The following is a 26,849-nucleotide window of genomic DNA, read 5'->3' as shown; positions in this document are numbered from 1 at the left end:
TCCCGCAGGCGCGGGGCCGTTTGGCGGCCATTCACACGCAATCTGCAAGCAGGGGGCAGGACATGCCCGTTAAAGGAGTGGGCCAGATGAACGAGCACCTCGATAGCCACGGCACCGTGGACGTGGGGGCACTGTGGGGCGATCCGCTGAAGCTGCCCCAGGCAGCTGCACAGTACGCCACCGATGCCTGGCAGCGCACGCTGCTGTATGCCGACATCCGGCGCCAGCGCGGCAACCAGTACCGCGCCCACCTGGCCGAGGAAGTGCCCAATGTGCTGAGCTTCCAGGCCGAGATCGTGATGTCGGGCCTGGAGCTGCCGCGTCCCGTCAACTACGGGCTGGCACGCATCGCGCCCATGGAGGGCACGGTCATCGACCCGGCCAAGCGCCCCTTCATCGTCGTCGATCCGCGCGCGGGCCACGGCCCTGGCATCGGCGGCTTCAAGCCCGACAGCGAGATCGGCGCCGCGCTCAAGGCCGGCCATCCCTGCTACTTCGTGGGCTTCCTGCCCGACCCCGTGCCCGGCCAGACCGTCGAGGACGTGATGCGCGCCGAGGCCGAATTCGTGCGCAAGGTCGCCGAGCTTCACCCCGAGAGCCGGGGCAAGCCCGCCGTCATCGGCAACTGCCAGGCCGGCTGGCAGATCCTCATGACGGCCGCCGTCTGGCCCGAGCTGTTCGGGCCCATCATCGTGGCCGGTGCGCCGCTGTCGTACTGGGCCGGAGACAACCCCATGCGCTACGGCGGCGGCCTCATGGGCGGCAGCTGGGTGACGGCACTGACCAGCGACCTGGGTGCGGGCCGCTTCGACGGCGCCTGGCTGGTGCAGAACTTCGAGAACCTCAACCCCGCCAACACGCTGTGGGAAAAGCAGTACCAGGTCTATGCCGACGTGGACACCGAGGGGCCGCGCTACCTGGGCTTCGAGAAGTACTGGGGCGGCCATGTCTTCCTGGAAGGCCGCGAGATGCAGTACATCGTGGACAACCTGTTCATCGGCAACCGGCTGGCCACGGCCGAGCTGACGACCTCGGACGGCGTGCGCATCGACCTGCGCAACATCCGCTCGCCCATCGTGGTGTTCTGCTCGCATGGCGACAACATCACGCCGCCGGGCCAGGCCCTGGGCTGGATCACCGACCTGTACCGTGATGACGAGGACATCGCCGCCCACGACCAGACCATCGTCTTCGCCACGCACGACAGCATCGGCCACCTGGGCATCTTTGTCTCGGGCGCCGTGGGCCGCAAGGAGCACCGCGAGTTCGCGGCGCACATCGACATCATCGACCTGCTGCCCGCCGGCATCTACCGCGCCGAGATCGCCGACCGCCCGGCCGGTGTGCCGGCACAGGACCTGACCGACGACGCCTACCTGATGAAGATCCGCCGCAGCGACCTGGCCGAGGTGCGCGACATCGTCCGGCCCGACCCCGAAAGCGAGCGCCACTTTGCCGCCGCCGCGCGCGTCTCCGAAATCAACCTCGCCCTGTACCGCAACACCGTGCAGCCCTGGGTGCAGGCCCTGTCCACGCCGTTGTCGGCGCGCTGGCTGCAGGCCATGCATCCGCTGCGCGTGGGCTATGAATACTGGTCGGACTCCCACCCGCTGGCCCCTGCCGTGGCCCAGGCCGCCGAGCAGGCGCGCGAGGACCGCCACCCCGTCGAGCCCGACAACCCCTTCCTGAAGGCGCAGCAGGCCATGTCGCAGGCCGTGGTGCATATGCTGGACACCTACCGCGACCAGCGCGACGCCATGCAGGCGCGGCTGTTCCACGCCATCTATGGCTCGCCCCTGGTGCAGGCCCTGGCCGGCCAAAGCCGCCAGGACGACGGCCCGCCGCGCCCGCACCCGGGCGAATCGCCCGAGCACTGCCAGTACATGTGCCAGGAACTGGCGCGGCTGCACGAAAGCGTGGCCCAGGGCGGGCTGTACGAGGCCGTCATCCGCGCCCTGTTCCATGTGCTGCGTGCACGCGGCGAGGCCGATGAGCGCCACTTCCGCCACGCCTGGCGGCTGCTGCAGGACCACCTGGGCGGCGTGCCGCCCGACATGGCGCAGTTCCGCCGCATCGTGCGCCGCCAGGCCCTGCTGATGCAGCGCGAGCCCGACGCCGCCATGGCCGCCATCACCCAGTTGCTGGCCGCCTCGCCGGCGGCCGACATCCGCTGGGGCATGACCACGGTGGACGAGCTGGCCAACCAGGGAGGCAACCTCAGCGATGCCGAGCACCAGCGCCTGCTGCAGGCCATGGCGCATTTCGTGCAGGCGCTGGAGGTGGCGCAGGCCAGGGAGGCCCCCCAGGAAGCGGCCCCACCCGAAGCCCCGGCCGCCAGGCCCACCCCGCGCGCACCGGCCAGCCGCGCGCACACAGGTACCCGAAAGAAGCGATGAACCTCTCCCCTGCCTCCCATGCGGCCCTGCCGCCCGAAGACCTGGCCCTGCTGCGCAACCACAGCTTCGACGAGCTGGAAGTGGGCGACAGCGCCAGCCTGGAACGCACGCTGAGCACCCAGGACCTGCGCCTGTTTGCCGCCCTGTCGGGCGCGGCCGTAGCCGACGGCGCTGGTGCCGGTGCCGCTGCCGGTGCTGGCACGGTTGCCGGCGCCGACGATGACGACACGGCCCTGATCGCCCACGGCATGTGGGGCGGCATGCTGCTGGCCTCGGTGCTGGGCACGCGCCTGCCCGGCCCCGGCACCACCCTGGTCGGCCAGACGCTGCGCTTTCTGGCGCCGCTGGCCGCAGGCGACCGGCTGACCGTGCGCGTGGAGGTGCTGGCCAAGCAGGCCGAGCAGCGCCAGGTCACGCTGGCCGTGGCCTGCACCAACCAGCATGGCGCCGCCGTGATCGAGGGCCAGGCCACCGTGCATGCGCCTGCGCGCCACATCGAGCGCCAGCGCACCAGCCTGCCCGAGATCCGCCTGGAGGCCGGTGGACGCGACGGCCTGCAGCGCCTGCTGGCCCATGTGGCCGGCCTGCCGCCCATCCGCGTGGCCGTGGTCCATCCCTGCGACGAGACCAGCCTCTCGGCCGCGCTGGACGCGCGCCGCGAAGGCCTGATCGACCCCGTGCTGGTGGCCCCGCGCGCACGGCTGGAGGCCGTGGCGGCCGAGCATGGGCTGGACCTGGGCGGCCTGCGCATCGAGGACGTGCCGCACAGCCATGCCGCCGCCACGCGCGGCGCCGAGCTGGCCGCCTGCGGCGAGGTCGAGGCCATCATGAAAGGCAGCCTGCACACCGACGAGCTCATGGCCGAGGTGGTGGCCGCCGCCGCCGGCCTGCGCACCAAGCGCCGCGTCAGCCACTGCTTCGTGCTGCAGACGCCGCACTACCCGCGCCCCTTCATCGTGACCGATGCGGCCATCAACCTCGCGCCCGACCTGCAGCAAAAGGCCGACATCGTGCGCAATGCCATCGCCCTGGCCCATGCCATCGGCGTGCCCGAGCCCAAGGTCGCCATCCTGGCCGCCGTGGAGACCGTGAGCCCGCACATGCCGGCCACGCTGGACGCCGCCGCGCTGTGCAAGATGGCCGACCGGGGCCAGATCGCGGGCGGCGTGCTCGACGGGCCGCTGGCCTTCGACAACGCCGTGTCCATGGCCGCCGCGCGCACCAAGGGCATCGATTCGCCCGTGGCGGGCCAGGCCGACATCCTGGTCGTGCCCGACCTGGAAAGCGGCAACATGCTGGCCAAGCAGCTCATGTACATGGGCGAGGCGGCCAGCGCCGGCATCGTCATGGGCGCCAAGGTGCCCGTGATCCTGACCAGCCGCGCCGACAGCCGCGCCTCGCGCATCGCCTCCTGCGCCATCGCCCTGCTGCTGGCCCACCGCTACCGGAACTCGCCGCCATGATCCCTGCCCACACCGCATCCTCCCCCGCCCGCGAACTGGTCGTTGTGCTCAACTGCGGCTCGTCCAGCATCAAGTTCGCCGTCTTCGACGGTGCACAGCGCCTGCTGCCGCGCAAGCCGCTGTGGAACGGCAAGGTCCAGGGCATAGGCGGGCCCGCGCCCGACTTCGGCGAGAGCGGCGTGCCGCCCTTTGCCATCACCCTGGACACAGCCCACCCCTACCGCGCCGCGCTGCAGCTGATCCGCGAGCGCATCACCGCGCGCCTGGCGCAGTTGGACGGCGCCCGCGTGGCCGCCATCGCCCACCGCGTGGTGCACGGCGGCAGCCGCTACTTCGAGCCCGTGCGCGTCGATGCCGGCGTGCTGGCCGACCTCAAGGCCTTCATCCCGCTGGCGCCACTGCACCAGCCCTTTGCGCTGGAGGCCATGGACATCCTGCTGCGCGAGCGGCCCGAACTGGTGCAGGTGGCCTGCTTCGACACCGCCTTCCACCACACGCTGCCCAAGGTCGAGCAACTGCTGCCCCTGCCGCATGCGGCCTGGGAACGCGGGCTGCGCCGCTACGGCTTCCACGGCCTGTCCTACGAATACATGGCCACCGCCCTGCCCGAGCGCCATGGCGACCTGGCGCTCGGGCGCACCCTGGTGGCCCACCTGGGCAGCGGCGCCAGCCTGTGCGCCATGCAGGGCCTGCAAAGCGTGGCCACGACCATGGGCTTCTCTGCGCTGGACGGCCTGATGATGGGCACGCGCACCGGCGCGCTGGACCCCGGCGCCGTGATCTACCTGATGGAAATCGAAAAGCTCAGCCTGCAGGAAGTGGGCCGCATCCTGTACCACGAGTCCGGCCTGCTGGGCGTCTCGGGCACCTCGTCCGAGCCGCGCGTGCTGCTGCCGCTGGAGTCAGGCATCGATGCCCAGGCCGAGCGCGCCCGCGATGCGCTGGCCCTGTACGTGCGGCGCATCGTGCGCGAGATCGGCGCCCTGGTCGCCGTGCTGGGCGGCCTGGACCTGCTGGTGTTCACCGCAGGCGTGGGCGAGCACAGCGCCGAGATACGGCGGCGCGTGTGCGAGGGCCTGGGTTTTCTGGGCCTGCGGCTGGACGCCGAGGCCAATGCGCGCGATGCGGCCGTGATCTCGGCCACCGGCAGCGCCGTCACCGTGGGCGTGGAGCCCACCAACGAGGAATGGGTGGCGGCGCGCCATGCGCTGCGCTGGCTGCCGGGCAACGCGATCCCCGCATGAGTGTGAACAGGCCCTAGGAACGATCGTCCTGCGCACCGCCTTCGCGCAGCCGCGCGAACTCGCGGTGCTCGTAGGCAATGCATTCCTCCATGAGGTGGCGGTACACCGCCTCCATCATGTCGGGCTGGCCGCCCTCGGCGGCCGTGCGCTCGCGCACGCGGCGCACGATGGCCTCGATGCGGCCCTCGTCGCGCACCTGGGCCGCATCGGCCTTGATGCGCGCGGCCTGCTGCATGTAGCCCATGCGCGTGACCAGCAGCGGCACCAGCACATCGTCCAGCGCATCCACATTGCGGCGCACATCCAGCATGTCGGTGCAGTGCTGCACCAGGTCGATGGCCTGCTTGGCGCGGTCCGTGCTCATTCCAGTCCTTCCTCCACCAGCTCGGCCGCGCGCATCAGTGCGCGGGCCTTGTGCTCGGTCTCTTTCCATTCCATCTCGGGCACGGAATCGGCCACCACGCCGGCCGCCGCCTGCACATAGAGCGTGCCGTCCTTGATCACGCCCGTGCGGATGGCAATGGCCAGGTCCATGTCGCCCGCAAAGCTCAGGTAGCCGCAGGCGCCGCCGTAGATGCCGCGCTTGGTGGGCTCCAGCTGGTCGATGACCTCCATGGCATGCACCTTGGGCGCGCCCGTCAGCGTGCCGGCCGGGAAGGTGGCCTTGAACACATCCATGTTGTCCATGCCGTCGCGCAGAATGCCCTCCACGTTGCTGACGATGTGCATCACGTGGCTGTAGCGCTCCACGGCAAAGGCCTCGGTCACCTTCACGCTGCCCGTCTTGGCGATGCGGCCGATGTCGTTGCGCGCCAGGTCGATCAGCATCACGTGCTCGGCGCGTTCCTTGGGGTCGGCCACCAGCTCCTTTTCGGTGGCCTTGTCGGCCTCGGGCGTGGCGCCGCGCGGGCGCGTGCCGGCCAGCGGGCGGATGGTGACCTTCTGGCCCTCGTCCGTGTTCTCCTGGCGCACCAGGATCTCGGGGCTGGCGCCCACCACATGGAAATCGCCCAGGTGGTAGTAGTACATGTAGGGGCTGGGATTGAGCGATCGCAGCGCGCGGTACAGGCTCAAGGGGCTGGCCGTGAAGCGCTTGTGGATGCGCTGGCCCACCTGCACCTGCATGAAGTCGCCCGCGGCGATCAGCTCCTTGGCCTTCTCCACGGCCGCCAGGTAGTCTTCCTTGGCAAAGCTGCGCTGGGCCGGATGGCTCTCGCCGGCCTTGATCTGCGGCGCGCTGACCGAGTAGCGCAGCAGATCCTTCAACTGCCGCAGCCGCTTCTTGGCGCGCGTGTAGGCCTCGCTCTCGCCGGGGTTGGCATAGACGATCAGGTACAGCTTGCCCGACAGGTTGTCGATCACCGCCACTTCCTCGCACTGCAGCAGCAGGATGTCGGGGCAGTTGAGCGTATCGGGCGGGCAGGAATCTTCCAGCTTCTTCTCGATATAGCGCACGGCGTCGTAGCCGAAGTAGCCGGCCAGCCCGCCGCAAAAACGCGGCAGCCCCGGGCGCAGCGCCACCTTGAAGCGCTTTTGGTAGGCAGCGATGAAGTCCAGCGGATTGCCCTTGGCCGTCTCCACCACCTGGCCATCGGTCACCACCTCGGTGCATGCCGCATCGCCGAAGCCGCTGGCGCGCAGCAGCGTGCGTGCAGGCAGGCCGATGAAGCTGTAGCGCCCGAAGCGCTCGCCGCCCACCACGGACTCCAGCAAAAAGCTGTGCTTGCCGTCACCGCCCGCATGGGCCAGCTTGAGGTAGAGGGACAGGGGGGTTTCGAGGTCCGCAAACGCCTCGACCATCAGAGGGATGCGGTTGTAGCCCTGCGCAGCAAGGCTCTTGAATTCGAGTTCGGTGATCACGGGGAAAGACTCCGGATTGCGTGGCGCTGGCAGACCTGGTGTGGGTGCGGGCTGCGTATGGATTGCGCCGATTCATTCGATTGGCCCGTAGGGCCTCGGGTGCACGCCGGGTCGCGCCCCGGGTGCTTCAGCTGTTCAGTTGGACAGGCTTGCGCCAGGGCCAGGCTCCCCGGTCTCCACAACCTGCAATGAACATGCGATGAATGAACATAGCGGGCAAGTGTAGCGCAGACGCGGCGGGGTACAAGTGCGGACCGGCGCCTTGCAGGGGCGCCGCAGGGGCCTGCCATGGCCACAATTGACACCCTGGTCAGCCTGACCAACAATGGCAGCACAACCTGACCAGAAAGGTCGACCATGCCGTCCCATTTCTCCGCCCGCACCGACGCTGCCTTGCCCGAGGGCGAGCGCGACCCGCTGAACCGCGCCCTGCGGGACCTGAGCCACCAGGTCGGATCGGCCATGCCGCGCAACACCACGCCCATGCCGATCTCGGTCTTCAAGGCGCAGTACGGCGCGGTGCTCAAACAGGCCGATCACGACGGGGTGGCCCTCATCTCCCAGGGCCGCAAGCGCTACGTGATCGTCAGCGAGGAGCACATGGTGGCCCTGTCCGCCAACGAACGCGCCCCCCGCACGGTGGCCGACATCTGCCGGTCCCTGCCGCTGCCGCGCCAGGCCGTGGATCTGTCCGCTGCGCAGATGTCCGGGGCGCGCGGCGATATCGACGTACCCGCCCGGCGCGCGCCATGAGCCGCTACCTGCTGGGCCCCCGCTGTCTGCTGTGGATGGCGAACCAGGAGCCCGCAACCCTGCAATGGTTCTCCACCATCCGGCCGCTGGACTGCATCGTCAGCGACCTGTCCATGGCCATCGCCAAGGCGGCCGTGGCCGAGGCATTCCACGACCTGCGTGACCGCAACGAGTGGTTCTCCCTGCTCGATGCGCTGTATGCCAACCTGCGGGCCGAAGGCGCCTCCATGCTGACCAGCGTGGACAACAAGGTGCTGGAGCGCTTCATCGAATGGCGCAACTTCGCGCCGCTGGACAGCCAGGGCCCGCAGGGCACGGCGCCCCTGGCGCAGGACCTGCGGCTGCTCATCGCCACGGCCGACCTGCTCAAGGTCTGCTACACCGAGCCCGCCAACCTCTACCTGACGCAGGCCGCAGCCCGGGGCGTTGCCGTGCACGCGCTGTGATGGACTTCGACGTACCGCCCCTGTCCAGCGCGGTGCGCCAGGGCCTGCGCCGGCGCCGGGTCGTCCTGAGCCTGTCGGGCGGCGGCTATCGCGGCCTCTTCAGCGCCCATGTGCTGGAACGCATCCACCGCGAATTCGGCAACGGCGACCTGCTGGAGAAAGTGGACCTGTTCGCCGGCACCTCCATCGGCGCCATCATCGCCACCGCCCTGGCCAGCGGCTGCCAGCCCGCGCGCATCAAGCAACTGCTGCTGGACCACGGCCCCGCCATCTTTCCCTCCAAATGGCTGCCCGGCCTGCGCCAGGCCATGGGCAAGGCGCTCTATGACAGCGCCCCGCTGCGCGCAGCGATCAAGGAGGCCATGCCGCAAGCGGAGCAGTCCGCCCTGGGGCAACTGCAGGTGCCGCTGCTGCTGCCCGCCGTGAACTGGAATTCATCGCAGCTGCACGTGCTGGCCAGCGGCGCCCTGCCCGACAGGGACCGGCTGGGCCTGACGCTGATGGACGCCATGCTGGCCTCATCGGCCGCCCCCACCTACTTTCCCGCGCACGCCGCAGCAGGCCATGTCTTCGTGGACGGCGGACTCGCCGCCAACGCGCCCGACCTGCTGGCCCTGCAGGCCGCCCGCCAGCTCTGGGGGCCGGCCGCCGACATCGTGATGATCAGCATAGGCACCGCCAACCCCCAGCAGGGCCAGGACCCCGTGGCCATGCCCCGGCGCGGGCTGACCCTGGTCAAGCCCCTGCTGGACCTGGTCATGGCCGCCCAGGAGGTCCAGGCCGTCAAGGCGGCCCGCCAGGAACTGGGCACCAGCAGCTACCTGCGCCTGAACTTCACGCAGCCCCCAGCCCAGCAAAAGCGCCTGGGCCTGGACATCGCCAATGCCGACAGCACCCGTCTGCTGCAGGCCCTGGGCGACGAATGCATCGCCGCCCTCACGGAGCAGGAAAAGACGCTGCTGAAGAACGTCCTGGGCTGAAACGCCCAAGGCTTCTCGCCCACCCGGCCGAGCGCAGCGAAGGCCCGCACCCACTCCCCGTATGTCAGCGCCTGCGCCGTGGTGGTTGCGGGGTTGCAGTCCTGCCGAAGGACAGGACTGCTTCGTCATCTGACTCGCCGTGATTGTTTGAACGTAGCGCGCAGCGCGAAGTGAGTTTCACGGCGAACCCCGCAACCGCCACGGCGCAGGTTGCCCCGCAGCGCAGCGAAGGGGACGCGGACATTCGGGCGCTTTTCTTTGCTCACTTTCTTGTAGCGAGACAAGAAAGTGAGTCGGCTGCCGGGCCGAAACCCGGCCTCGAAAAGAAACGCCCCGACAGGGGCTTGCAAACAGAATCAGCGCGGAAACGCCGCCAAAGCAGCGCCATCCACCGGCCCGCGAAAACCCTGTTGCCACCCCCACCCGATCCCCACAACATGTCGCCCGGACGTAACAAACCGCAACCGGGCCACAGCCCCCGCGCAGGAGACACCATGACCGCCTTGCCCCGCTGGATGAAGACAGCCGCCCTGGCCATGGCGCTGGCGATGCCGCTGGCCGCCACTGCCCAGGAGCCGCCGCGCACCGTCGCGGGCGTGGCCTATCCCGCCCAGGCGGGGGTGGGCGGCCAGACGCTGCAGCTCAATGGCGCGGGCATTCGCTACAAGGCCATCTTCAAGGTCTACACGGCCGGCCTGTACCTGGAAAAGCCGGCCGCCAGCCTGCAGGAGATCGCGGCCCTGCCCGGCCCCAAGCGCGTGAGCGTGACCATGCTGCGCGAGATCGATTCGGCCGAGCTGGGCAAGCTGTTCGCGCGCGGCATCGAGGACAACATGGAGCGCGCCCGCTTCTCGCGCCTGGTGCCTGGCGTGCTGCGCATGAGCGACATCTTCACGCAGCACAAGAAGCTGCTGCCGGGCGAGAACTTCTCGGTGGACTGGGTGCCGGGCCAGGGTGCCCAGGTCTTCGTCAAGGGCCAGGCCCAGGGCGCGCCCTTCCAGGAGCCCGAGTTCTTCCAGGCGCTGCTGGGCATCTGGCTGGGCCCGCACCCGGCCGACGATCAGCTCAAGAAGGCATTGCTGGGCGGTTGAACGGCTGCGCGGGCTCCTGAACCGGCCCGGCAAAGCGCGCCTGGATCTCCAGCCCCGTGGCACCGGGCAGGGCCGTGAGCGTCCAGCCGTGGGCGCGCGCAATCTCCAGGCAGATGGGCAGGCCCAGGCCCGCACCCAGGTCGCGCCGCTCGCTGCTGCGCCAAAAGCGCTCGAAGATGCGCGGCAGGTCCTCGGGCGGCACGCCACGGCCCTGGTCCAGCACCGAAAAGCCCAGGCCGCAGGCCTTCACGGTGACGGTGGCGCCCTGCGGGCTGTGCTGCACGGCGTTCTCGATCAGGTTCTTGAGCAGCACGAAGAGCGCGCCCCGGTCGGCACGCCAGGCAGGCGAGCCGTCCTTGACCTCGCAGTGGATGTGCACGCCGCATTTTTCGGAGGCGCGGGCCATGAAGTCGCAGACCTCGCCAATGATGTCGGCCGGCGCAATGTCTTCCATGCGGTAGCGCTGGTGTTCGCAGACCTCGGCCAGGTGCAGCAGCTGCTGGACCTGGCGCGCCATGTGGTCCACGTCCTTGAGCAGCTCGGGGCTGCGCCGGTCCTCGGGCTCCAGCTCGATCTGCACGCGCATCAGGGCCAGCGGCGTCTTGAGCTCATGCGCGGCCATGGACAGGAATTCCTGCTGGTTCCTGAAGCCGGCCTGCAGCCGGTCCAGCACGTGGTTGAAGGCCTCGACCAGGGGCGCGAACTCGCGCGGCAGGTCCTTGGGCTGCAGCCGCGTGCCCAGCGTCTGCGGGGTGATGCGCTGCGCATCCTGCGCGGCCACGCCCAGCGGCCTGAGCATGCGCTGCAGCGTGCGGTGCGTGGAGAACAGGAACACGACCAGGAAGACCACGCCGATGGCCACCATGCCGCGCCACAGCGCGGGCAGGCCCACCGATTCGCGCAGCCAGTCCACCATGCGGTCGCTGACGGCTATCTGCACGTGCCACGTCGTGCCGTCGTGGACCAGCGTGGCCGTGCCCGCGCGCATGACCACGCCGCCGCGCTCGTAGGCAAAGGCCTTGAGCTCGGGGTCGAAGCCCCGGCCGGTCTGCGTCAGCGGCTGCATTTCGCCGTTGGGGGCGAAGACCACGCGGCCGCGGGCGTCGGTGATGCGCAGCTGCATTTCCTCGCCCAGGCTGGTCAGCATCCAGGCCTTGAGTTCGCGCTCGCTGAAACCCTGGGGCACGCCCTTGGCATCGAAGCTCACCCACTCGGCCAGCTTCTCGGCCGCATGCCCCATGCCGCGCTGCAGCGCATAGCTGTCGAAAGGCTTGGCGACGAGGATCACCAGCGCGCCCACCAGCAGCGCGCTGAACACCATGCTCAACCCATAGACGGCCAGCAGCCGCGAGCGCAGGCTACCGGGCCAGCAAAGGTTCGCGAAGCGCATAGCCCTGACCCCGGATGTTGACGATTTCCATGCACGAGCCGGCCGCGGCCAGCTTGCGGCGCAGCCGGTGCAGGGCCACATCGAGGGCGTTGGGCGTGACCACGCTGCTCATGCCCCAGGCCGCCGCCTCCAGCGTGGAGCGGCGCACCGTGGCGCCGGCCTTGCGCACCAGGCTGAGCATGATCTGCAGCTCCGCCGGCGGCAGCGCGATGGCCGAGCCCGCGCAGTGCATGCAGGCCTGCTGCGGGTTGATGCTGATGTCGCCCAGCTGCGGCGCCAGCTCCTGCACCAGGGCCGGGCGGCGCAGCAGGGCGCGCACGCGGGCAATCAGCTCTTCCATGGGAAAGGGCTTGGTCAGGTAGTCGTCGGCACCGGCCTCCAGGCCGCCCACGCGGTCGCTGAGCGCGTCACGGGCCGTGAGCATCAGGCAGGGCGTGGAGCGGCCTGCGGCGCGCAGGCGCTGCACCAGTTGCAGGCCGTCGCCATCGGGCAGGCCGCGGTCGATGACGATCACGCCGTAGTCGATGTCCTGCAGGGCCAGCCAGGCCGTGGAGATCTGGTGGAAGACATCGGTCTCTATGCCGGAGTTGGCCAGCGAGCGGCTGACCAGCGTGGCCAGCCTGGCATGGTCCTCAATTAATGCGATGCGATTCATGGTTTCCGTCGTTGCCGCACAGGGACAGCAGATGCTCCCTGATCCCGGTGATGCGCTGGGGCGCCATGGGCTCGACCAGCACATGGATGACCCACAGGTCCTCGACCATGGCACGGCATTGCAGGGCAATGTCCTCGGACACCAGATCGTCGGCGCAGGCCGCATCCACGAAATCAAACCATATGTTCTGGAATCTTGCGCGGGTCAGCAACTGTGCGGCCGTCTTCTGGCCGCGCTGGCGGGACAGGGCATGGTCGCAGACGCAGCGGATATAGGCGCGCAGGTGGCGTGCGGGGCCTGGAGGCTCCTCGGCCAGCGCCTGCAGCAGGTCCTCGCGGAACTTGAGGATAAGCAACTCGAAGATCGTCTCCAGCCGCACGGCACGGTGCTGGCTGCATTCTTGGAAGCGCGAACCCAGGGAATACGCCTGGCCCGCCGCCTGGATACCTATCACGTCCTGGTAGATGGAGGCTTGCATTGCGATGGCACGTTCTGTCGTTTCAGGCTCCGTCGGTCCGCCGCGAGAGCGGCAAACCTGCGGGGAAAACGGCCATGCTCCCCGATTACGTCTTACTGGCGACTTACCGGCCCCTGAATCTGCCCCATTACACCGGAAATATGCAGGCGGCCGGTTTGATCAATATTGGCTCAAATATCTTCCTGCCAGCCAGCAACATACCTGACCAGCGCCCACTGTGCCAGCCACAGTGCCATATATCCAAATGTCTCCACCAGCTCCTCCAGCACGATCACCTGATAATCAAACCATTGCTGCAGGACAATGAAACCATGACCTTCCGCATTGGTGGATATCACCATGGCCGCGACAAATGTCGCCAGGCTGAATATCGGCAGCGCCTTCTCGCGCACCAGGCGCTTGATGACCTTGTTCCAGACACCGTGGCGCACAAACCAATAGCAGCACAGCAGCAGCATGGCGCCCACCACCCATTTGACGGCGGGCCGGTACCACAGCACCTGGGAGCTGATCACCGGCCCCCACTTGCCAGCCTCCAGGCTGGGCAGGAAAGCTGCGCCCCAGGCCAGTTCACGCCCCAGAAAAGCCAGCCAGAACAGGGAGGCGATCCACCACAGTGGCGCTGCAAAGGAGCCTTTTTGCCGCCGCGCCGCAACCAAGGCCGCCACCATGCCCAGCAGCAGGGTCACGGCCTGGATATTCTCCAGGAATCCATTTTCCCAGCTCAGGCTTTGCGGCAATACAAAGCTCAGGGGAAAGCTCAATACCAGCCCTGCCAACAAAGCCCAATTCCAAAGCCGCAGCAAGGAATCATCATGGTATTTGGACGCGGATATTCTTGTTTTTGAAAGGGAAGCAGTCATTTTGATACAGGGCGTCTGGCGCTTTATCTGTTGATATGGTTTTTGCAAGCACGCAATATCCCGGAAATACTTACCAGGAAGCCGGAAAAATGGCGGGCGCACGGGCCTTCCCGCCGTTTTTCATTACAGCAGACTTGCCACCAGATTGCAGCACTGTGTCAAATTTGCCCTGCCGGGCGCGCAGTTGCCACCGCAGCCCGGCCAGGGCGGGCCGGGCTCGGCCCGTTGCCAGAACGGGCCGAGCTCAGGCGACGCGGACCGCGCGCGGGGGCAGCGCCGCCAGGGGCGCGGGCTGCACCAGGTCGCGGTAATAGTTGGGCAGCGCGAACAGTGCGGGGTGCACTTCGGCGTTGTAGTAGCGCAGGTCGGGCAGGCGGCGCTCGGCCAGGCGCTGGCGCAGCTGGGCGGGGGGCAGCGCCGCCGCGTCCAGCGTGTCGGAGGCCACGGCCAGGCCCCAGTAGGCGCCGTACAGGGGGATGTACAGGCCGTAGCAGCGCACGATGGCAAAGCGCTCGCGCAGGCTGGCCACCAGCCGCGCCACCTGCTCGCCATGGAAGACGGGGCTGCCCAGGTGCAGCACCAGGGCGCCGCCCGGCGCCAGCACGCGCTTCATGCGCGCCAGGGCCTGGTCGGAGTACAGCGCGCTGGCAGGCGTGTCGGGGTCGGTGAGGTCCATCAGGGCGAGGTCGAAGCGTTCTTCGGTGCGCTCCACCATGGCCATGCCGTCGCCTATGCGCAGCTGCAGGCGCGGGTCATCGAACACGCCCCGGTGCACCTGCTGCAGGTGCGTGCGCGCGGCCTGGACCACGGCCTCGTCCAGCTCGGCCACCACCACCTGCTCCATGGACGGGTGCTTGAGCAGTTCCTCGGCTGCGCCGCCATCGCCGCCGCCCAGGATCAGCGCCTTGCGCGGCGCCGGGTGGGCCAGGGCAGCGGGGTGGACCAGGGCCTCGTGGTAGAAGAATTCCTCGCCTTCGGAGGTCATGAAGCGGCCATCCAGTCGCAGCACCTTGCCGAACTGCGGCGTGTGCAGCAGCTCCAGTTCCTGATGGGGCGTCTGCACGGTTTCGCGCCGCGTGGCGCGCCAGCCAAAGCGCGCATGGGGCGTGAGCGCCTCCAGCGCCCAATCGCCCTCATCGGCCGCCGCCGTGGCCTGGGCGCCGGGACCGATGTCGCCGCGCATCAGATGCTGGCGCACCACGCGGCCCGGCGCGTAGGCGGCGATCACGCCCTCCATCAGCGCGCGGGCCTTGCCCGAGTTGTCGGCGGAGAAGTTGCAGATGTAGACATCGACGGTGACGCAGCCGGTCTCGGGCCAGGTGTGTATGGCCAGGTGCGATTCGGCCAGCAGCACGGTGCCGGTGACGCCGCCGGGCTGCCCCTGGTAGTCAGGGAACTTGACCCAGCGGTCCTCCACCAGGGTCAGGCCGGCCTGCGCGGTCTGTGCGCGGCACAGGGCGGCGATGGCATCGGCGTCGAGCATATGGCGCTCGTCGCCCTGGCATTGGTAGAGATCGGCGGTCAGGTGCAGTCCGTGCATGTCGCGTGCTTCCTCCTTGTCTGTGGCCGGATCGCGGCCAGGATGGCAAAGCAGACGACTCTAGCAAAAACATAAATCGCACCGTCAAAGTGCGTTAACCATCGCCAAATCCCATTCTTTTTCCAAAAAACCTGGAACTGTGCAAATCAGGCCAGTTCGGTCAGCGCATCGACGAAGCCATCGGCATCGACCTGGCGCACGGGCTGGCCGTGGTTGTAGCCGTAGCTCACCAGCACCACGGGGCAGCCCGCGGCGCGCGCGGCCTGGGCGTCGTTGCTGGAGTCGCCCAGCATCAGCGTGCGTGCCGGGGAGGTGCCCAGGGCCTCGCAGGTCTTGAGCAGGGGCAGCGGGTCGGGCTTCTTGCGCTCGAAGGAATCGCCGCCGAAGACCTGTTCGAACAGCGGTGCCAGGCCTTTTTGCTCCAGCAGCGGCCGGGCGAAGGACAGCGGCTTGTTGGTCAGGCAGGCCAGGCGCAGGCCGCGCGCGCGCAATGCCTGCAGGCCTTCGAGCACGCCCGGGTAGACATCGGCGAACTGGCCGTTGAGCTGCAGGTAATGGTGTTCGTAGCGTGTCCAGGCCTGGTCATAGGCGGCGTCCACATCGGCCGCGCCCACATGGGCCAGCACCGAGCGGATCAGGTGCTCCGAGCCCTTGCCCACCATGTTCTCTATGGCCTGCGGGGCGATGGCCGGCAGTTGCAGGTCCGCCAGCATGCGGTTGAGGGCTTCGGCGAAGTCGCCCAGGGTGTTGACCATGGTGCCGTCGAGATCGACGATGGCGGCATCCAGGTGCGTGGGGTTCAACGGAATAAGGTTTGCAATCATGGCCATGGAGTATCGATAACCGGGGGCTGCCTGCGCAGGAACAGCGCTGAAAATATCAGAACTTGCACGGGCCCTGGACTTGGGCCCTGCGGCTCCTGGCAGACCCGGCATGGCGGCGGCCGCGCACCCCGGCGCACGCAAGGGGCCGTTGATCAGAACGACACCCAGTCGTCCTGCTCCTGCTCCTGCGCTTGCGCCTGCTTGTGCGCAGGGCTCACCGGGCTCACGGGGCGCAGCACGGGCCGGGCAGCCTGGCGGGCGGGGAGCGCCGCTTTCGCGGGTGCCGGATTGCGCGCCTGCACCGTCGGCTGCGACAGCGGCGGTGTCGAGGCAGGCTGTGCCGCCTGGCCGCCCAGCTGGAAGATCGACACGGCCTGAACCAGCTGCTGTGCCTGCGTTCTGAGGCTGGCCGCCGCTGCCGCGCTTTCCTCCACCAGCGCCGCATTCTGCTGCGTGACCTGGTCCATCTGGCTGACGGCCTTGCCGACCTGCGCCACCCCCGCGCTTTGCTCATCGCTGGCACTGCTGATCTCCCCCATGAGGTCGGTCACGCGCTGGATGGACTGCAGCACCTGCGCCATGGTGGCGCCAGCCTGGTCGGCCAGCTCGGTGCCCTGCTTGACCCGTGTGGTGCTGGTGGCGATGAGCTGCTTGATTTCCCGGGCGGCCTGCGCGCTGCGCTGCGCCAGGTTGCGCACCTCACCGGCCACCACGGCAAAGCCTTTGCCCTGCTCGCCTGCGCGCGCAGCCTCGACTGCGGCATTGAGCGCCAGGATGTTGGTCTGGAACGCGATGCCGTCGATCACGCCCACGATTTCGCCGATCTGGCGCGAACTTTCGCTGATGTCCTGCATCGCGTTGACGACCTCCTGCACGGAGCCGCCGCCCTTGGTGGCCACCTGGCTTGCGCCCAGGGCGAGTTGATTGACCTGCCTGGCGTTGTCCGCGTTTTGCTTGACGGTGGTCGACAGCTGCTCCATCGACGCTGCAGTTTCCTGCAAGGCGCTGGCCTGCTGTTCGGTGCGCTGGCTCAAGTCGGCATTGCCGTTGGCGATCTCCGTGCTGCCGCCCGCCACCCCGTCGGCATTGCTGCGCACGTCCTGCACGACCGAGGCCAGGCTCTGGAGCATGGCATTGAGCGATGCCTGGACGCTGCCTTCAGGGGCCTGGTGGCGCAGCAGTTCAGGGCTGAGATTGCCTTGGGCGATCTGCCGGGCGACATCGCCCAGTTGCGCCGGCTCTGCGCCCAGGGAGCGCGTCAGGCCGCGTGCTATCAGTTGCCCCATCAGCACGGCCAGGACAAAGGCCGTGACGCTGGCGGCGATCAGCATGTTTCTGCGGTGCGCGTAGGCCTGCGCGGCCTCCTCGATCATCTGCTGTGAACGGATGCGGGTCAGTTCACTGTACTGGCGGGTGGCCTCGATCAGCTGCGCCAGCAAGGGCCGGCACTCTTCGTTCATCTTGCGGATCGCTGCCTCCTTCTGGTTTTGCAGAGCCAGGGCCACGATATCGGTCGCAACCGGTCCATAGCGCTGCTCCACGCCCACAATCTTGGCAACCAGATCGCGTGCATCGGTCGCAACATCCTTCAAAGCCATCTTGGCCTGGAGTTCGGCCAGCGAGGTGTTGACGTCGGTGTGCGCGGAGGTCACGGCATCCTTCTCCGCCGCCAGGTCTGCAGGCGAGGTCACCAGCACCAGGTTGCGCGCCGCGATCGCCCTGCGGTCCACGGCTGTGCGAACCCTCTCTGCCAGGTGTGCACGGGCGTTGATGCCTTCGACGAAGTGCACGAGATTCAGGTTCGCCTCGCGCAGCGCCTGCAATGCCAGCAGGGACACCACTACGGTGAGAAGTGCCAGGCAGGTGAAAGCCACGGAAAGTTTGGTCTTGACCGTCCAGAAGCGGGGATTCATGGCGCGTCTCCAGTTGGGTTGGCAAATTGCGGCGTAGAGGCGGGAAAGAGGTGTGCCGGAGCAAATGGCTCAGCTCACAGCGCAGTCCGGCAGGGCTGCCGTGGCCGTCACCAGGAGCTTGTCGGCATCGATGAGCAGCAGCGAACGCTCCTCGAGCACGCCCATGGCCAGCAGGCAGTCATTGACCAGGCCCCCGCCCATGGCGGGCACGGCGCGCAGGTCCTGCGGCATGAGCGTCACCACGTCGGTGACACCCTCCACCACCATGCCCGTCACTCCGCCAGGCAGGCGCAGCATGATGGTCACGGTGCAGGCGTCGTACGGCTTGGCCGCAAGCCCCAGCCTGAGCCGCAGATCGATGACGGGAATGACCTCCCCGCGCAGTTCCAGCACGCCGTTGAAGTAGGCGGGGCCATTGGCAATGCGCATGGGCGACTCGTAGGACCGGATCTCCTGCACTTGCAGCAGGTCGATGCCGAACTCCTCATCGTCCACAAGGAAGGAAAGCCATTGCCTGGCGGTGTCGGTTGTCAGTGTAGGTGGCATCTTCATCACTCCAATCAAATTTATTTGATGAATTTGATAAAAATTTAACAGAGAGAAAAGAACAGCACAACCGGTTGTTACATTTTTGGGGGTGTTGATGCTTCGACACGTGAGCCGTCGCCAAGCGCTGCCGGGCTGTGGCGACGGCTTGTCCAAGGAGGTAGAGGACTGCGTGGCGGCTCGGCGCAGCAGATCCCGGAGCAATGGCTTGGCGAGACTGAATTGATAAATTCAATCCCCTTAGATGAACTCAAGCTTGGTAAATTATCAATTGCATCATATTGATCAAAATTCCTAGCCACTTCTCTGGAGCCCCACCACCATGTTCCTTCGCCTTCTGTCCATCCGCACACGGCTCATCGCTGCCTTCACCCTGCTCCTGCTGCTGCTGAGCACGGTCGCGGCCATCGGCTCACTGCAGATCGCCCGGGTCCAGTTCAATGCCAACGACCTGGGCACCAACTGGCTGCCTTCCACCAATGTGCTGGCCTCGATCCGCGCCACAGCCAACGCGGCACGCCGCGCCGGGCTGCGCCACGTGATCGAGGAGGACGCGCAAAGGAAGCGCGCCCAGGAGGACCTGCTGCTGCAGGCCCAGAAGTCACTGCAGTCGGACCTGGCCGTCTATGAAAAGCTGGTGTCCTCGCCAGAGGAGCGGCAGCTGTATGAAAGGATGCTGGTGCTGTGGGACGCGGCCCGAGCCGCTGACCGAAAGATGGTCGAGCTGTCCAGCGGGGGCCCCGAACAGGTGGCCCAGGCGCGCGCACTGGCCACGGGTGCGACCGCTCAGGCCTTCGCCCAGCTCATGGACGTCGTGGGCCAGGACATCGCGCTGAACCAGGAGGGCGGGCGCAAGGCCACCGAGCAGGCCGAGAAGGACTACCACCTGGCGCTGTACCTGCTCGGCGGGCTGGCCACGCTGGCGGTGTCCCTGGGCGCCGTGCTGGCCTGGGCCATCACGCGCTCGATCACCGAGCCCCTGCACATGGCGGTCTCGGTGGCGGACACCGTGGCGCGGGGCGACCTCACGGCCAGCATCGTGGTGCAGGGCCGGGATGAGCCCGCCCGGCTGCTGGGCGCGATGCGCGACATGAACGGCAAGCTTCGCGAGATCATGGCAAGCATTCGCCTCAGCAGCGACAGCATTGCGACGGGGTCGAGCGAGATCGCCTCCGGCAGCCTGGACCTGAGCCAGCGCACCGAGCAGCAGGCCAGCAACCTCGAGGAGACGGCCGCATCGATGGAGGAGCTCACGGCCACGGTGCGCACGAATGCGGACACGGCCCAGCAGGCCAGCAAGGTGGCTTCGGCCGCGTCGGCCTCGGCTGCCGAGGGAGGCCAGTCCGTGGCCCTGGTGGTGCATACCATGCAGGACATCTCGCAGGCCTCGCGCAAGATCGCCGAGATCACGAACGTCATCGACGCCATTGCCTTCCAGACCAATATCCTGGCGCTCAACGCTGCCGTGGAGGCCGCGCGGGCCGGCGAACAGGGCCGGGGCTTCGCGGTGGTCGCCAGCGAGGTGCGCGCGCTGGCCCAGCGCTCGGGCACGGCGGCCCGCGAGATCAAGGAGCTGATCGGTGCCAACCTGGAAAAGGTCGAGCAAGGCACCCAGGTGGCCACCCGGGCTGGCGAGCAGATGGGCCGCATCGTGGAGCAGGTGCGCAGCGTGGACACCATGATCGGCGAGATCTCCAGCGCATCGGCCGAGCAGGCGGTAGGCATCCGGCAGGTCGGCGAGGCGGTGAGCCAGCTGGACCAGATGACGCAGCAGAACGCGGCGCTGGTCGAGCAAAGCTCGGCCGCTGCGGGCAGCCTGGAGCAGCAGGCCGCTTCTCTGGCGCAGATCGTCTCCACATTCAGGATGCACCCCGAGCATGGGGCAAGCCACCCCGCCGCGCCGCGTGCCGCCAACGTCCAGGCCATGGGGCCCAGGCAAGCGCTGCCGGCCGTTCAGGCAAGCGTATCGCCGGCCCGTGCGCAACCGCAGGTCAAGGAGGAGGAATGGGCGGCCTTCTGACCTGGATCCGTACAGAAGCAAGGAAATGGCGGCAAGATGACGTATTCATGTGAACCGTTGCGGGGCCCTTGTTCATGATCAAGCGCATCAGTGTGCGGCAGCTGCGGCTGGGCATGTTTCTGGAGAGCTTTTGCGGCAGCTGGATGGAGCATCCGTTCTGGCGCAGCCGCTTCAGGCTGGAAGACCCTGCCGACCTGGCGAGGATCCTGCACGCCCCCATCCAGGAAGTGTGGATCGATACCGCCAAGGGCCTGGATGTCGCGCAAGACGAGCCGTCTTGCTCGCGCGAGCAGGTGGACACCGTGATCGACGCCCAACTGTCCGAGATCTCGCAACTGGCCGAGTTGGAGTGCGAGCTGCGGCCCGTTGCCTTCGATGAGGAGGTGAAGCGGGCCGCCCGGATCTGCCGCCAGTCCAGGCAGGCGATCACCGCCATGTTCCGCGAGGCGCGCATGGGCAGGGAGATCAACCAGGACGAGGCCCGCTCCGTGGTCGCCGAGGTGTCCGAGTCGATCATCCGCAATCCGTGCGCCTTGGTCAGCATCGCCCGGCTCAAGAGCAGCGACGACTACACCTACATGCACTCGGTGGCGGTCTGCGCCCTGATGATCGTGCTGGCACGCCAGCTCGACCTGCCACCGCAGCAGGTGCGCCAGGCGGGCTATGCGGGGCTGCTGCACGATATTGGAAAGATGGCGATCCCCGCCCCCATCCTGAACAAGCCGGGGCGCCTGACCGACAGGGAGTTTGCCGAGGTCCGCGAGCATCCGGCGCGAGGCCTGGAGCTGCTCCTGGCCGGCGGTGTCGATGATCCGGTGGTGCTGGACGTCTGCCTTCACCATCATGAGAAGGTGGATGGCACAGGCTACCCCCACGGGCTGCGCGGCGAGGACATCAGCCTGTTCGCGAAGATGGGCGCGGTCTGCGATGTCTACGACGCCATCACCTCGGACCGCCCCTACAAGCGTGGCTGGGACCCTGCCGAGGCGGTGCACAAGATGGCCGAATGGAGCGCCGGGCACTTCGACAAGACCGTATTCCAGGCCTTCGTCAAAAGCATAGGCATCTACCCGGTGGGCTCTTTGGTGCGGCTGACAACGGGCAGGCTGGGGGTCGTCGTGGACCCTGGCCGCCAGTCCCTGACCTGTCCGCAGGTCAAGGTGTTCTATTCCACGGCCAGCGGCATGCGGATGGCGCCGGAGACCGTTGACCTGGCCCGGCCCGGGTGCCAGGAGAAGATAGCCAGTCGGGAAGACCCCGCGAAATGGGGCTTCACCGACCTCGATGCCCTGTGGAAAGACCCGGCCTGGGAACGGGCCACATAAAGACGGGGCTGCCGGCTCCCGCACAGGGGCAAAAGACCTGTTCCCGGCCTGGGGCCGGAACCCGCCCCGCTGCGGGCGGCAGCATCCGGCGCCCACGGGCGTGCAGGCCAGGCAACAGATTTGATAGATAAATTCAATAAAATTTGATTGAATTGATATTTATGATTCACATGCCGGCCCACACCTTTGTTGCGGCATGAAAGATCTCCCCATGCAAAAGATACTGATCGCCGAGGACCATGCCGACATCCGCAAGCTGCTGCGCATGACACTGGAATTCAGCGACTTTGACGTCATAGAGGCTTGCGATGGCGACGAGGCCTGGGCGATGGCCGAGAGGCTCAGGCCCGACATCGTCCTGCTCGACATCATGATGCCGGGCACGCTCGACGGCCTGGAGGTGTGCAGCCGCATCAAGCGCTCCTACGAACTGCTGCATACGCAGGTCATCCTGCTGACGGCCCGGGGCAGCGCCGAGGACCGCAAGGCGGGCCTGCTGGCCGGAGCCGACGAATACCTGGTCAAGCCCTTCAGCACCCTGAAGCTGCTGGAGACGATCGAAAAGCTCGAGAGGATCGACTGATGGCCCAGTACCAGACCGCCTCCCCCCGGGAGCCATCGCGACGCTTCGATCCTGCGGCCGTGGAGCAGATGGAGCAGCTCATCCAGGACTTCGGCCGCATGTACCGCGAGCGCAACGATCTGCTCAAGGAAGTGACACGCGCCCACCACGAGACCCTGCTGCGCCTGGCCATGGCCGCCGAGTTCAAGGACGACGACACCGGCTCGCACATCATCCGCATCGGCTACCTGTCGGAGGCCTTGGCCCTGCGCCTGGGCTGCCGCATCGAATTCGCCAGCCTGCTGCGCAAGGCGGCCCCGATGCATGACATCGGCAAGGTCGGCATTCCGGACACCATCCTCAAGAAGCAGGGCCCGCTGGATGCGCAGGAGCGCCTGGTCATGAACCGGCATGCCGAGATCGGCGCGCATCTGCTGGGCCAGTCGCGCATCCCGGTGTTCCAGATGGCGGCCGAAATCGCCGCCAGCCACCACGAACGCTTCGACGGCAAGGGCTACCCGCAGGGATTGGCAGGCGAGGACATCCCGCTGTCGGCGCGCATCACCTCCATCGTCGATATCTTCGACGCGCTCACCATGGACCGGGTGTACCGGCCGGCGTTCGGGCGAGCACGGGCCCTGGAGATGATCGCGGCGGAACGGGGCAAGGCCCTGGATCCCGGCATCGTCGACGCGTTCATGGACAACATCGAAGAGCTGGATGCGCTGCGCCTGGCGCTGACCCGGCAGTCCCCGTCCTTCACCGATCTGATCGACACACCCTGAAAGCCCGCCATGCATCCATCATCGACATGTTTCGGCGCACCGTCCCCAAGGCGCGTGCTGGCCCGCCTGGCAGCCGTTGCCGGATTGCTGCTGTGTCTGGTGCCATGGTCCGGCTCTGCCGCAGCTGGCGAGGTGCTGGAGCGGATTGCATCCACGGGCGCCCTGCGTGTGTGCATATGGCCCGACTACTACGGCATCACCTTCCGCGACCCGCGCACGGGCCGGCTGACGGGCGTGGATGCAGAGCTGTCGGCGGAGCTGGCCAGGGAGCTGGGCGTACGGCTGCAGTATGTGGATTCCTCCTTTCCCAGGCTGATACCTGACCTGCTGGAGTCGCGCTGCGATGTCGCCATGTTCGCCGTGGGCATACTCCCCCAGCGGCAAAAGCAGCTGCGCTTCACGCAGCCCTATCTGAACAGCGACATCTACGGCGTCACCACCAAGAGCAATCAGGCCGTGCAGTCCTGGGCGGACATCGACCAGCCCGGCGTGCAGGTCGCCGTGCAGCGCGGCACCTTCATGGAGCCCGTGATGCGCGAGACGCTCAAGCATGCGCAGATCGTGTCCATCGAGCCGCCCCAGACCCGCGAGAAGGAGCTTATGGCAGGGCGCGTGGATGTGTTCATGACCGACTACCCCTACAGCCGCCGGCTGCTCGACAGCTCCGACTGGGCCCGGTTGATCGCACCGCCCAAGCCGTTCCACGTGCTTCCCTACGGTTATGCAACCAGTCCTGCCGACGCCCAGTGGCTGGCGCGCCTGGACCAGTTCGTCTCCGACATCCGGCGAGACGGCCGCCTGGCCCGGGCAGCGCGCAACCACGGGCTGAGCGCCATCGTCGCGCCTTGAACCCTCCGATGGAGCGCCTTCATCATGTCTGGCCGAGCCGGCACGCATCATTTTCTGGGGGCCAGGCGCAGCGCCCACCTCAAGGCATTGGTGCTGACCTTTGCCCTGTGCGTGCTTGCCGGGCTGGTGCTGTTCGTCTGGAGCCAGCTGCATGCCGAGGCCGAGCAGAGCAAGGCCCAGGCGGCGTTGCTGGCCCGTGTGCTGCAGGATCAGACGAACAAGACCTTCGAGACCGGCGAGGTCGCCCTGGCCAGCCTGGCCAACAACCCGGTCATCCTGTCCGCCGACAGCCCCGGCGCAGCGCGCGAGGCGGCCTTGGCGCAAGTGGTCGGCCAGTTGCCGGTTCTGCGCAGCATGGCGCTGCTCGATGGCAAAGGACGCATCCTGGCGAGCACACAAGCGGGCGAGGCCGGCCTGCAGATCGAGCTGCACAAGCTGCTGCCTGACAGGGCATCGGCTCCGGTCCCGGGCAAGGTCCAGCTGGGACGCCTGGTCACCGGCCGCAGCCTCTCCTCCCTGGCAGCGACACCGCATGCGACACCGCGGGGCGTCCGCTACCTGCCCCAGATCCTCGCATTCAAGCGCGACAACGGCGCACCGGCCGTGCTGGTGGCCCTGATCAATCCTGATGCCTTGGCCAACTTCTACCAGTCCACGCTGGAGTCCCTCAGCTACGAGGCCATGCTGCTGAGCTACGACGGCCAGGCGCTGGCCAGCACGAATGCGGGCACCGGCGTGCAGGCGACCGCCGTGCTGCAGACACCGCTGTTCCGGCAATGGCTGCCGCACAGCGAATTCGGCTCCTACGTCGGCGCGGGCATGCTCGGCTCCCATGAGGTCGTGTCCTTTCGCACCGTGCGCAACTGGCCTCTGCTGCTGGTGGTGGAGGAGCCCTACTCGGAGGTGGTCGCGCGCTGGCGCGACAAGGCATTCGCCTTCTTCGTTGCCGGCCTTGCGCTTCTTGCCCTGGTGCTGGGCCTGAGCGGGTCGGTGCTCAAGACCCGCAGGGTCCAGAAGTCGTCCCAGCAGTCCATGGAAAAGGCCCAGGCGCGCCTGGCCCGCAGCGAGCATGAGATGGCCGTGCTCATGCGCAGCGTGCAGGAGCTGATCTTTCGCACCGACATCCAGGGCCGGCTGACCTTCGTGAACGCACGCTGGGAGCAATGGACCGGGCAGCCCAGCGTCGAGGCGCTGGGGCAGCCGCTGGAAGGCATCGCGCGCGAAGCCTGCAGACCGCAGATCCATGCCCTGCTCGACCCCCAGGCCAAGCTGGCCCTGCGCAACTGCCAGGCCATGTTCCAGCTGCCGGGCCACCGGGAAATACTCTGCGACATCGCCGTCGTCCCCCTGCTGCGCGACGGCCGGCTCGTGGGCTTCGCGGGCAGCGCCGTGGACGTGACGGCCCGCTGGAAGGCACAGCAGGAGCTGCAGACCCAGCTGGCCTTCCAGCACCTGCTGTTCGAGACCACGCCCCTGCCCATGCTGGTCACCGACGCGGACCACCGCGTGGTACTGGTCAACAAGGCCTGGGAGGACTTCTTCGGCCGCGGCCGCTATGCCGTGCTCGGCCACGAGATCAAGGGCCTGCACTCGCGCGAAGATGCCCTGCTGCAGATACGCAGCAACCAGGTCGTGATGCGCTCGGGCCAGCGCATGGTGCTGGAGGCCCGGCTGCCCCACATGGACGGCAGCTACCGCGACGTGCAGATCTCCAAGGCGGCGGTCAAGGATGCCCAGGGACAGACCACCGGCGTGCTCAGCATCTTTGTGGATGTGAGCGAATTCCGCGCGGCCGAGCATGCCACGCGCGAGGCCCGCGACGCGGCCGAGGAGGCCTTCCGCGTGAAGTCGGAGTTCGTCGCCAACATGAGCCATGAGCTGCGCACCCCGCTGCAGTCCATCATGGGCTTTGCCGAGCTGGGCAGCCTGCGCTCGCGCGGCAATCCCGCCATGGCCGACATGTTCAACGACATCCATGCGGCAGGCCAGCGCATGCTGGCCCTGGTCAATGACCTGCTCGATGTGGCCAAGCTGGACAGCGCCGTGGGAACCATCCACCTGGAGCGCACGGACCTGCGCAGCCTGATCCGGCCGGTCGTGCGCGAGCTGGAGCCGCAGCAGCAGCACAAGCTCATCGACCTGCGGCTCGAACTCGACGACGCCCCGCTGATCGCCAAGGCCGACCCCGTGCGCTTCCAGCAGGTGGTGCGCAATGTGCTGGCCAATGCCATCAAGTTCTCGCCCATCGGCGGGCGCATCGATGTGCAGGGCCGCATCGACGGNATGCTGGCCCTGGTCAATGACCTGCTCGATGTGGCCAAGCTGGACAGCGCCGTGGGAACCATCCACCTGGAGCGCACGGACCTGCGCAGCCTGATCCGGCCGGTCGTGCGCGAGCTGGAGCCGCAGCAGCAGCACAAGCTCATCGACCTGCGGCTCGAACTCGACGACGCCCCGCTGATCGCCAAGGCCGACCCCGTGCGCTTCCAGCAGGTGGTGCGCAATGTGCTGGCCAATGCCATCAAGTTCTCGCCCATCGGCGGGCGCATCGATGTGCAGGGCCGCATCGACGGGCAGGGCGATATCTGCATCGCCTTCTCCGACCAGGGCCCGGGCATTCCGCCACAGGAGCTGGACAAGATCTTCCAGCCCTTCGTGCAGTCCAGCAAGACCAAGGACGGCTCGGGCGGCACGGGCCTGGGGCTGGCCATCTGCCGCAAGATCATCGACGCCATGGACGGCACCATCGTGGCCGGCAACGGCCCGGCAGGCGGCGCCATCTTCACCATCATCCTGCCCAGCCGCAGTGCGCAGGAGACCCGACCGGCCGAGCTGACATAGCCTGCGCGGGCGCGGTGGCGCGAGG

23 protein-coding genes are annotated in these 26,849 nt (G+C 67.7%); 13 read left to right on the top strand and 10 right to left on the bottom strand.

Features of this window, described 5'->3' with window-relative positions:
- The first annotated feature begins 86 nt into the window (after positions 1 to 86).
- Genes HFGMBDPB_RS14855 through HFGMBDPB_RS14845 form a run of 3 tightly spaced genes read left to right on the top strand, consistent with a single transcriptional unit; the run spans position 87 to position 5,103 of the window.
- A complete protein-coding gene (locus HFGMBDPB_RS14855) occupies positions 87 to 2,396 on the top strand; it encodes a DUF3141 domain-containing protein (RefSeq protein ID WP_212645651.1) in 2,310 nt (769 codons plus the stop codon).
- Complete coding sequence (locus tag HFGMBDPB_RS14850) at positions 2,393 to 3,859, top strand: bifunctional enoyl-CoA hydratase/phosphate acetyltransferase (protein ID WP_209799452.1); 1,467 nt, start codon at positions 2,393 to 2,395, stop codon at positions 3,857 to 3,859. The genes HFGMBDPB_RS14855 and HFGMBDPB_RS14850 overlap by 4 nt, the downstream gene beginning before the upstream one ends.
- Complete coding sequence (locus HFGMBDPB_RS14845; protein ID WP_212645650.1) at positions 3,856 to 5,103, top strand: acetate/propionate family kinase; 1,248 nt, start codon at positions 3,856 to 3,858, stop codon at positions 5,101 to 5,103. Before HFGMBDPB_RS14850 ends, HFGMBDPB_RS14845 begins: the two co-directional genes overlap by 4 nt.
- Positions 5,104 to 5,116: 13 nt before the next feature.
- On the opposite strand, the gene HFGMBDPB_RS14840 is transcribed toward HFGMBDPB_RS14845, so the two are convergent.
- Both HFGMBDPB_RS14840 and trpE read right to left on the bottom strand, forming a co-directional pair.
- A complete protein-coding gene (locus HFGMBDPB_RS14840; RefSeq protein WP_016449526.1) occupies positions 5,117 to 5,467 on the bottom strand; it encodes a chorismate mutase in 351 nt (116 codons plus the stop codon).
- A complete protein-coding gene (gene trpE, locus HFGMBDPB_RS14835) occupies positions 5,464 to 6,963 on the bottom strand; it encodes an anthranilate synthase component I (protein WP_013804687.1) in 1,500 nt (499 codons plus the stop codon). Before trpE ends, HFGMBDPB_RS14840 begins: the two co-directional genes overlap by 4 nt.
- A gap of 357 nt (positions 6,964 to 7,320) precedes the next feature.
- On the opposite strand from trpE, the gene HFGMBDPB_RS14830 reads away from it, so the two are divergent.
- The 4 genes from HFGMBDPB_RS14830 to HFGMBDPB_RS14815 all read left to right on the top strand — a co-directional run bounded on the left by HFGMBDPB_RS14830 (position 7,321) and on the right by HFGMBDPB_RS14815 (position 10,233).
- Positions 7,321 to 7,716, top strand: coding sequence for a hypothetical protein (locus tag HFGMBDPB_RS14830; protein ID WP_013804688.1), 396 nt, complete (start codon positions 7,321 to 7,323; stop codon positions 7,714 to 7,716).
- Positions 7,713 to 8,162 (top strand): hypothetical protein, encoded by a 450-nt coding sequence (locus HFGMBDPB_RS14825; protein WP_016449524.1) that lies wholly within the window; start codon positions 7,713 to 7,715, stop codon positions 8,160 to 8,162. Before HFGMBDPB_RS14830 ends, HFGMBDPB_RS14825 begins: the two co-directional genes overlap by 4 nt.
- Complete coding sequence (locus HFGMBDPB_RS14820; RefSeq protein WP_212645649.1) at positions 8,162 to 9,142, top strand: CBASS cGAMP-activated phospholipase; 981 nt, start codon at positions 8,162 to 8,164, stop codon at positions 9,140 to 9,142. Before HFGMBDPB_RS14825 ends, HFGMBDPB_RS14820 begins: the two co-directional genes overlap by 1 nt.
- Positions 9,143 to 9,636: 494 nt before the next feature.
- The gene (locus HFGMBDPB_RS14815) at positions 9,637 to 10,233 is read left to right on the top strand and encodes a chalcone isomerase family protein (RefSeq protein ID WP_013804690.1); all 597 of its coding nucleotides are present in this window, start codon (positions 9,637 to 9,639) and stop codon (positions 10,231 to 10,233) included.
- On the opposite strand, the gene HFGMBDPB_RS14810 is transcribed toward HFGMBDPB_RS14815, so the two are convergent.
- From HFGMBDPB_RS14810 to HFGMBDPB_RS14775, 8 genes are all read right to left on the bottom strand, one after another.
- Entirely contained in the window at positions 10,208 to 11,623 is a 1,416-nt protein-coding gene (locus tag HFGMBDPB_RS14810) for a sensor histidine kinase (RefSeq protein ID WP_016450792.1), read from the bottom strand. The two genes, HFGMBDPB_RS14815 and HFGMBDPB_RS14810, sit on opposite strands and share 26 nt — an antisense overlap.
- On the bottom strand, positions 11,592 to 12,278 hold the full coding sequence (locus HFGMBDPB_RS14805) for a response regulator transcription factor (RefSeq protein WP_017407765.1): 687 nt from the start codon (positions 12,276 to 12,278) through the stop codon (positions 11,592 to 11,594). The genes HFGMBDPB_RS14810 and HFGMBDPB_RS14805 overlap by 32 nt, the downstream gene beginning before the upstream one ends.
- Entirely contained in the window at positions 12,256 to 12,756 is a 501-nt protein-coding gene (locus tag HFGMBDPB_RS14800; protein ID WP_126311078.1) for a hypothetical protein, read from the bottom strand. Before HFGMBDPB_RS14800 ends, HFGMBDPB_RS14805 begins: the two co-directional genes overlap by 23 nt.
- Before the next feature lie 170 nt (positions 12,757 to 12,926).
- The gene (locus HFGMBDPB_RS14795; protein WP_016450790.1) at positions 12,927 to 13,619 is read right to left on the bottom strand and encodes a hypothetical protein; all 693 of its coding nucleotides are present in this window, start codon (positions 13,617 to 13,619) and stop codon (positions 12,927 to 12,929) included.
- Positions 13,620 to 13,863: 244 nt separating this feature from the next.
- Positions 13,864 to 15,159 (bottom strand): polyamine aminopropyltransferase, encoded by a 1,296-nt coding sequence (speE, locus tag HFGMBDPB_RS14790; RefSeq protein ID WP_212645648.1) that lies wholly within the window; start codon positions 15,157 to 15,159, stop codon positions 13,864 to 13,866.
- A gap of 146 nt (positions 15,160 to 15,305) precedes the next feature.
- Positions 15,306 to 15,983 carry a phosphoglycolate phosphatase gene (locus tag HFGMBDPB_RS14785; protein WP_034348084.1) on the bottom strand — a complete coding sequence of 226 codons (678 nt, stop codon included), beginning with the start codon at positions 15,981 to 15,983 and terminating at the stop codon, positions 15,306 to 15,308.
- A 152-nt stretch (positions 15,984 to 16,135) separates the two neighbouring features.
- Positions 16,136 to 17,896 carry a methyl-accepting chemotaxis protein gene (locus HFGMBDPB_RS14780; RefSeq protein ID WP_212645647.1) on the bottom strand — a complete coding sequence of 587 codons (1,761 nt, stop codon included), beginning with the start codon at positions 17,894 to 17,896 and terminating at the stop codon, positions 16,136 to 16,138.
- Between the two features lie 69 nt (positions 17,897 to 17,965).
- Entirely contained in the window at positions 17,966 to 18,442 is a 477-nt protein-coding gene (locus HFGMBDPB_RS14775; RefSeq protein WP_016450786.1) for a chemotaxis protein CheW, read from the bottom strand.
- Between the two features lie 322 nt (positions 18,443 to 18,764).
- On the opposite strand from HFGMBDPB_RS14775, the gene HFGMBDPB_RS14770 reads away from it, so the two are divergent.
- The 6 genes from HFGMBDPB_RS14770 (at position 18,765) to HFGMBDPB_RS14745 (ending at position 26,824) form a co-directional block, all read left to right on the top strand.
- A complete protein-coding gene (locus HFGMBDPB_RS14770) occupies positions 18,765 to 20,462 on the top strand; it encodes a methyl-accepting chemotaxis protein (protein WP_047327994.1) in 1,698 nt (565 codons plus the stop codon).
- A gap of 74 nt (positions 20,463 to 20,536) precedes the next feature.
- Positions 20,537 to 21,787, top strand: a complete 1,251-nt coding sequence (locus HFGMBDPB_RS14765) for an HD-GYP domain-containing protein (RefSeq protein WP_016450585.1) — start codon at positions 20,537 to 20,539, stop codon at positions 21,785 to 21,787.
- Between the two features lie 211 nt (positions 21,788 to 21,998).
- Complete coding sequence (locus HFGMBDPB_RS14760; protein WP_017404901.1) at positions 21,999 to 22,370, top strand: response regulator transcription factor; 372 nt, start codon at positions 21,999 to 22,001, stop codon at positions 22,368 to 22,370.
- Complete coding sequence (locus tag HFGMBDPB_RS14755) at positions 22,370 to 23,134, top strand: HD-GYP domain-containing protein (protein WP_016450587.1); 765 nt, start codon at positions 22,370 to 22,372, stop codon at positions 23,132 to 23,134. Before HFGMBDPB_RS14760 ends, HFGMBDPB_RS14755 begins: the two co-directional genes overlap by 1 nt.
- A gap of 9 nt (positions 23,135 to 23,143) precedes the next feature.
- Positions 23,144 to 23,983: a substrate-binding periplasmic protein gene (locus HFGMBDPB_RS14750; RefSeq protein WP_016450588.1), complete on the top strand. Its 840-nt coding sequence runs from the start codon at positions 23,144 to 23,146 to the stop codon at positions 23,981 to 23,983.
- A gap of 24 nt (positions 23,984 to 24,007) precedes the next feature.
- Positions 24,008 to 26,824 carry a sensor histidine kinase gene (locus tag HFGMBDPB_RS14745; RefSeq protein WP_249343437.1) on the top strand — a complete coding sequence of 939 codons (2,817 nt, stop codon included), beginning with the start codon at positions 24,008 to 24,010 and terminating at the stop codon, positions 26,822 to 26,824.
- Positions 26,825 to 26,849: the final 25 nt, after the last annotated feature.

Source organism: Delftia sp. PE138 (genome assembly GCF_018320755.1).
Taxonomy (GTDB): Bacteria; Pseudomonadota; Gammaproteobacteria; order Burkholderiales; family Burkholderiaceae_C; genus Comamonas; species Comamonas tsuruhatensis.
The sequence above is the reverse complement of the archived record's forward strand: the minus strand, read 5'-3'. Positions and strand labels throughout refer to the sequence as shown.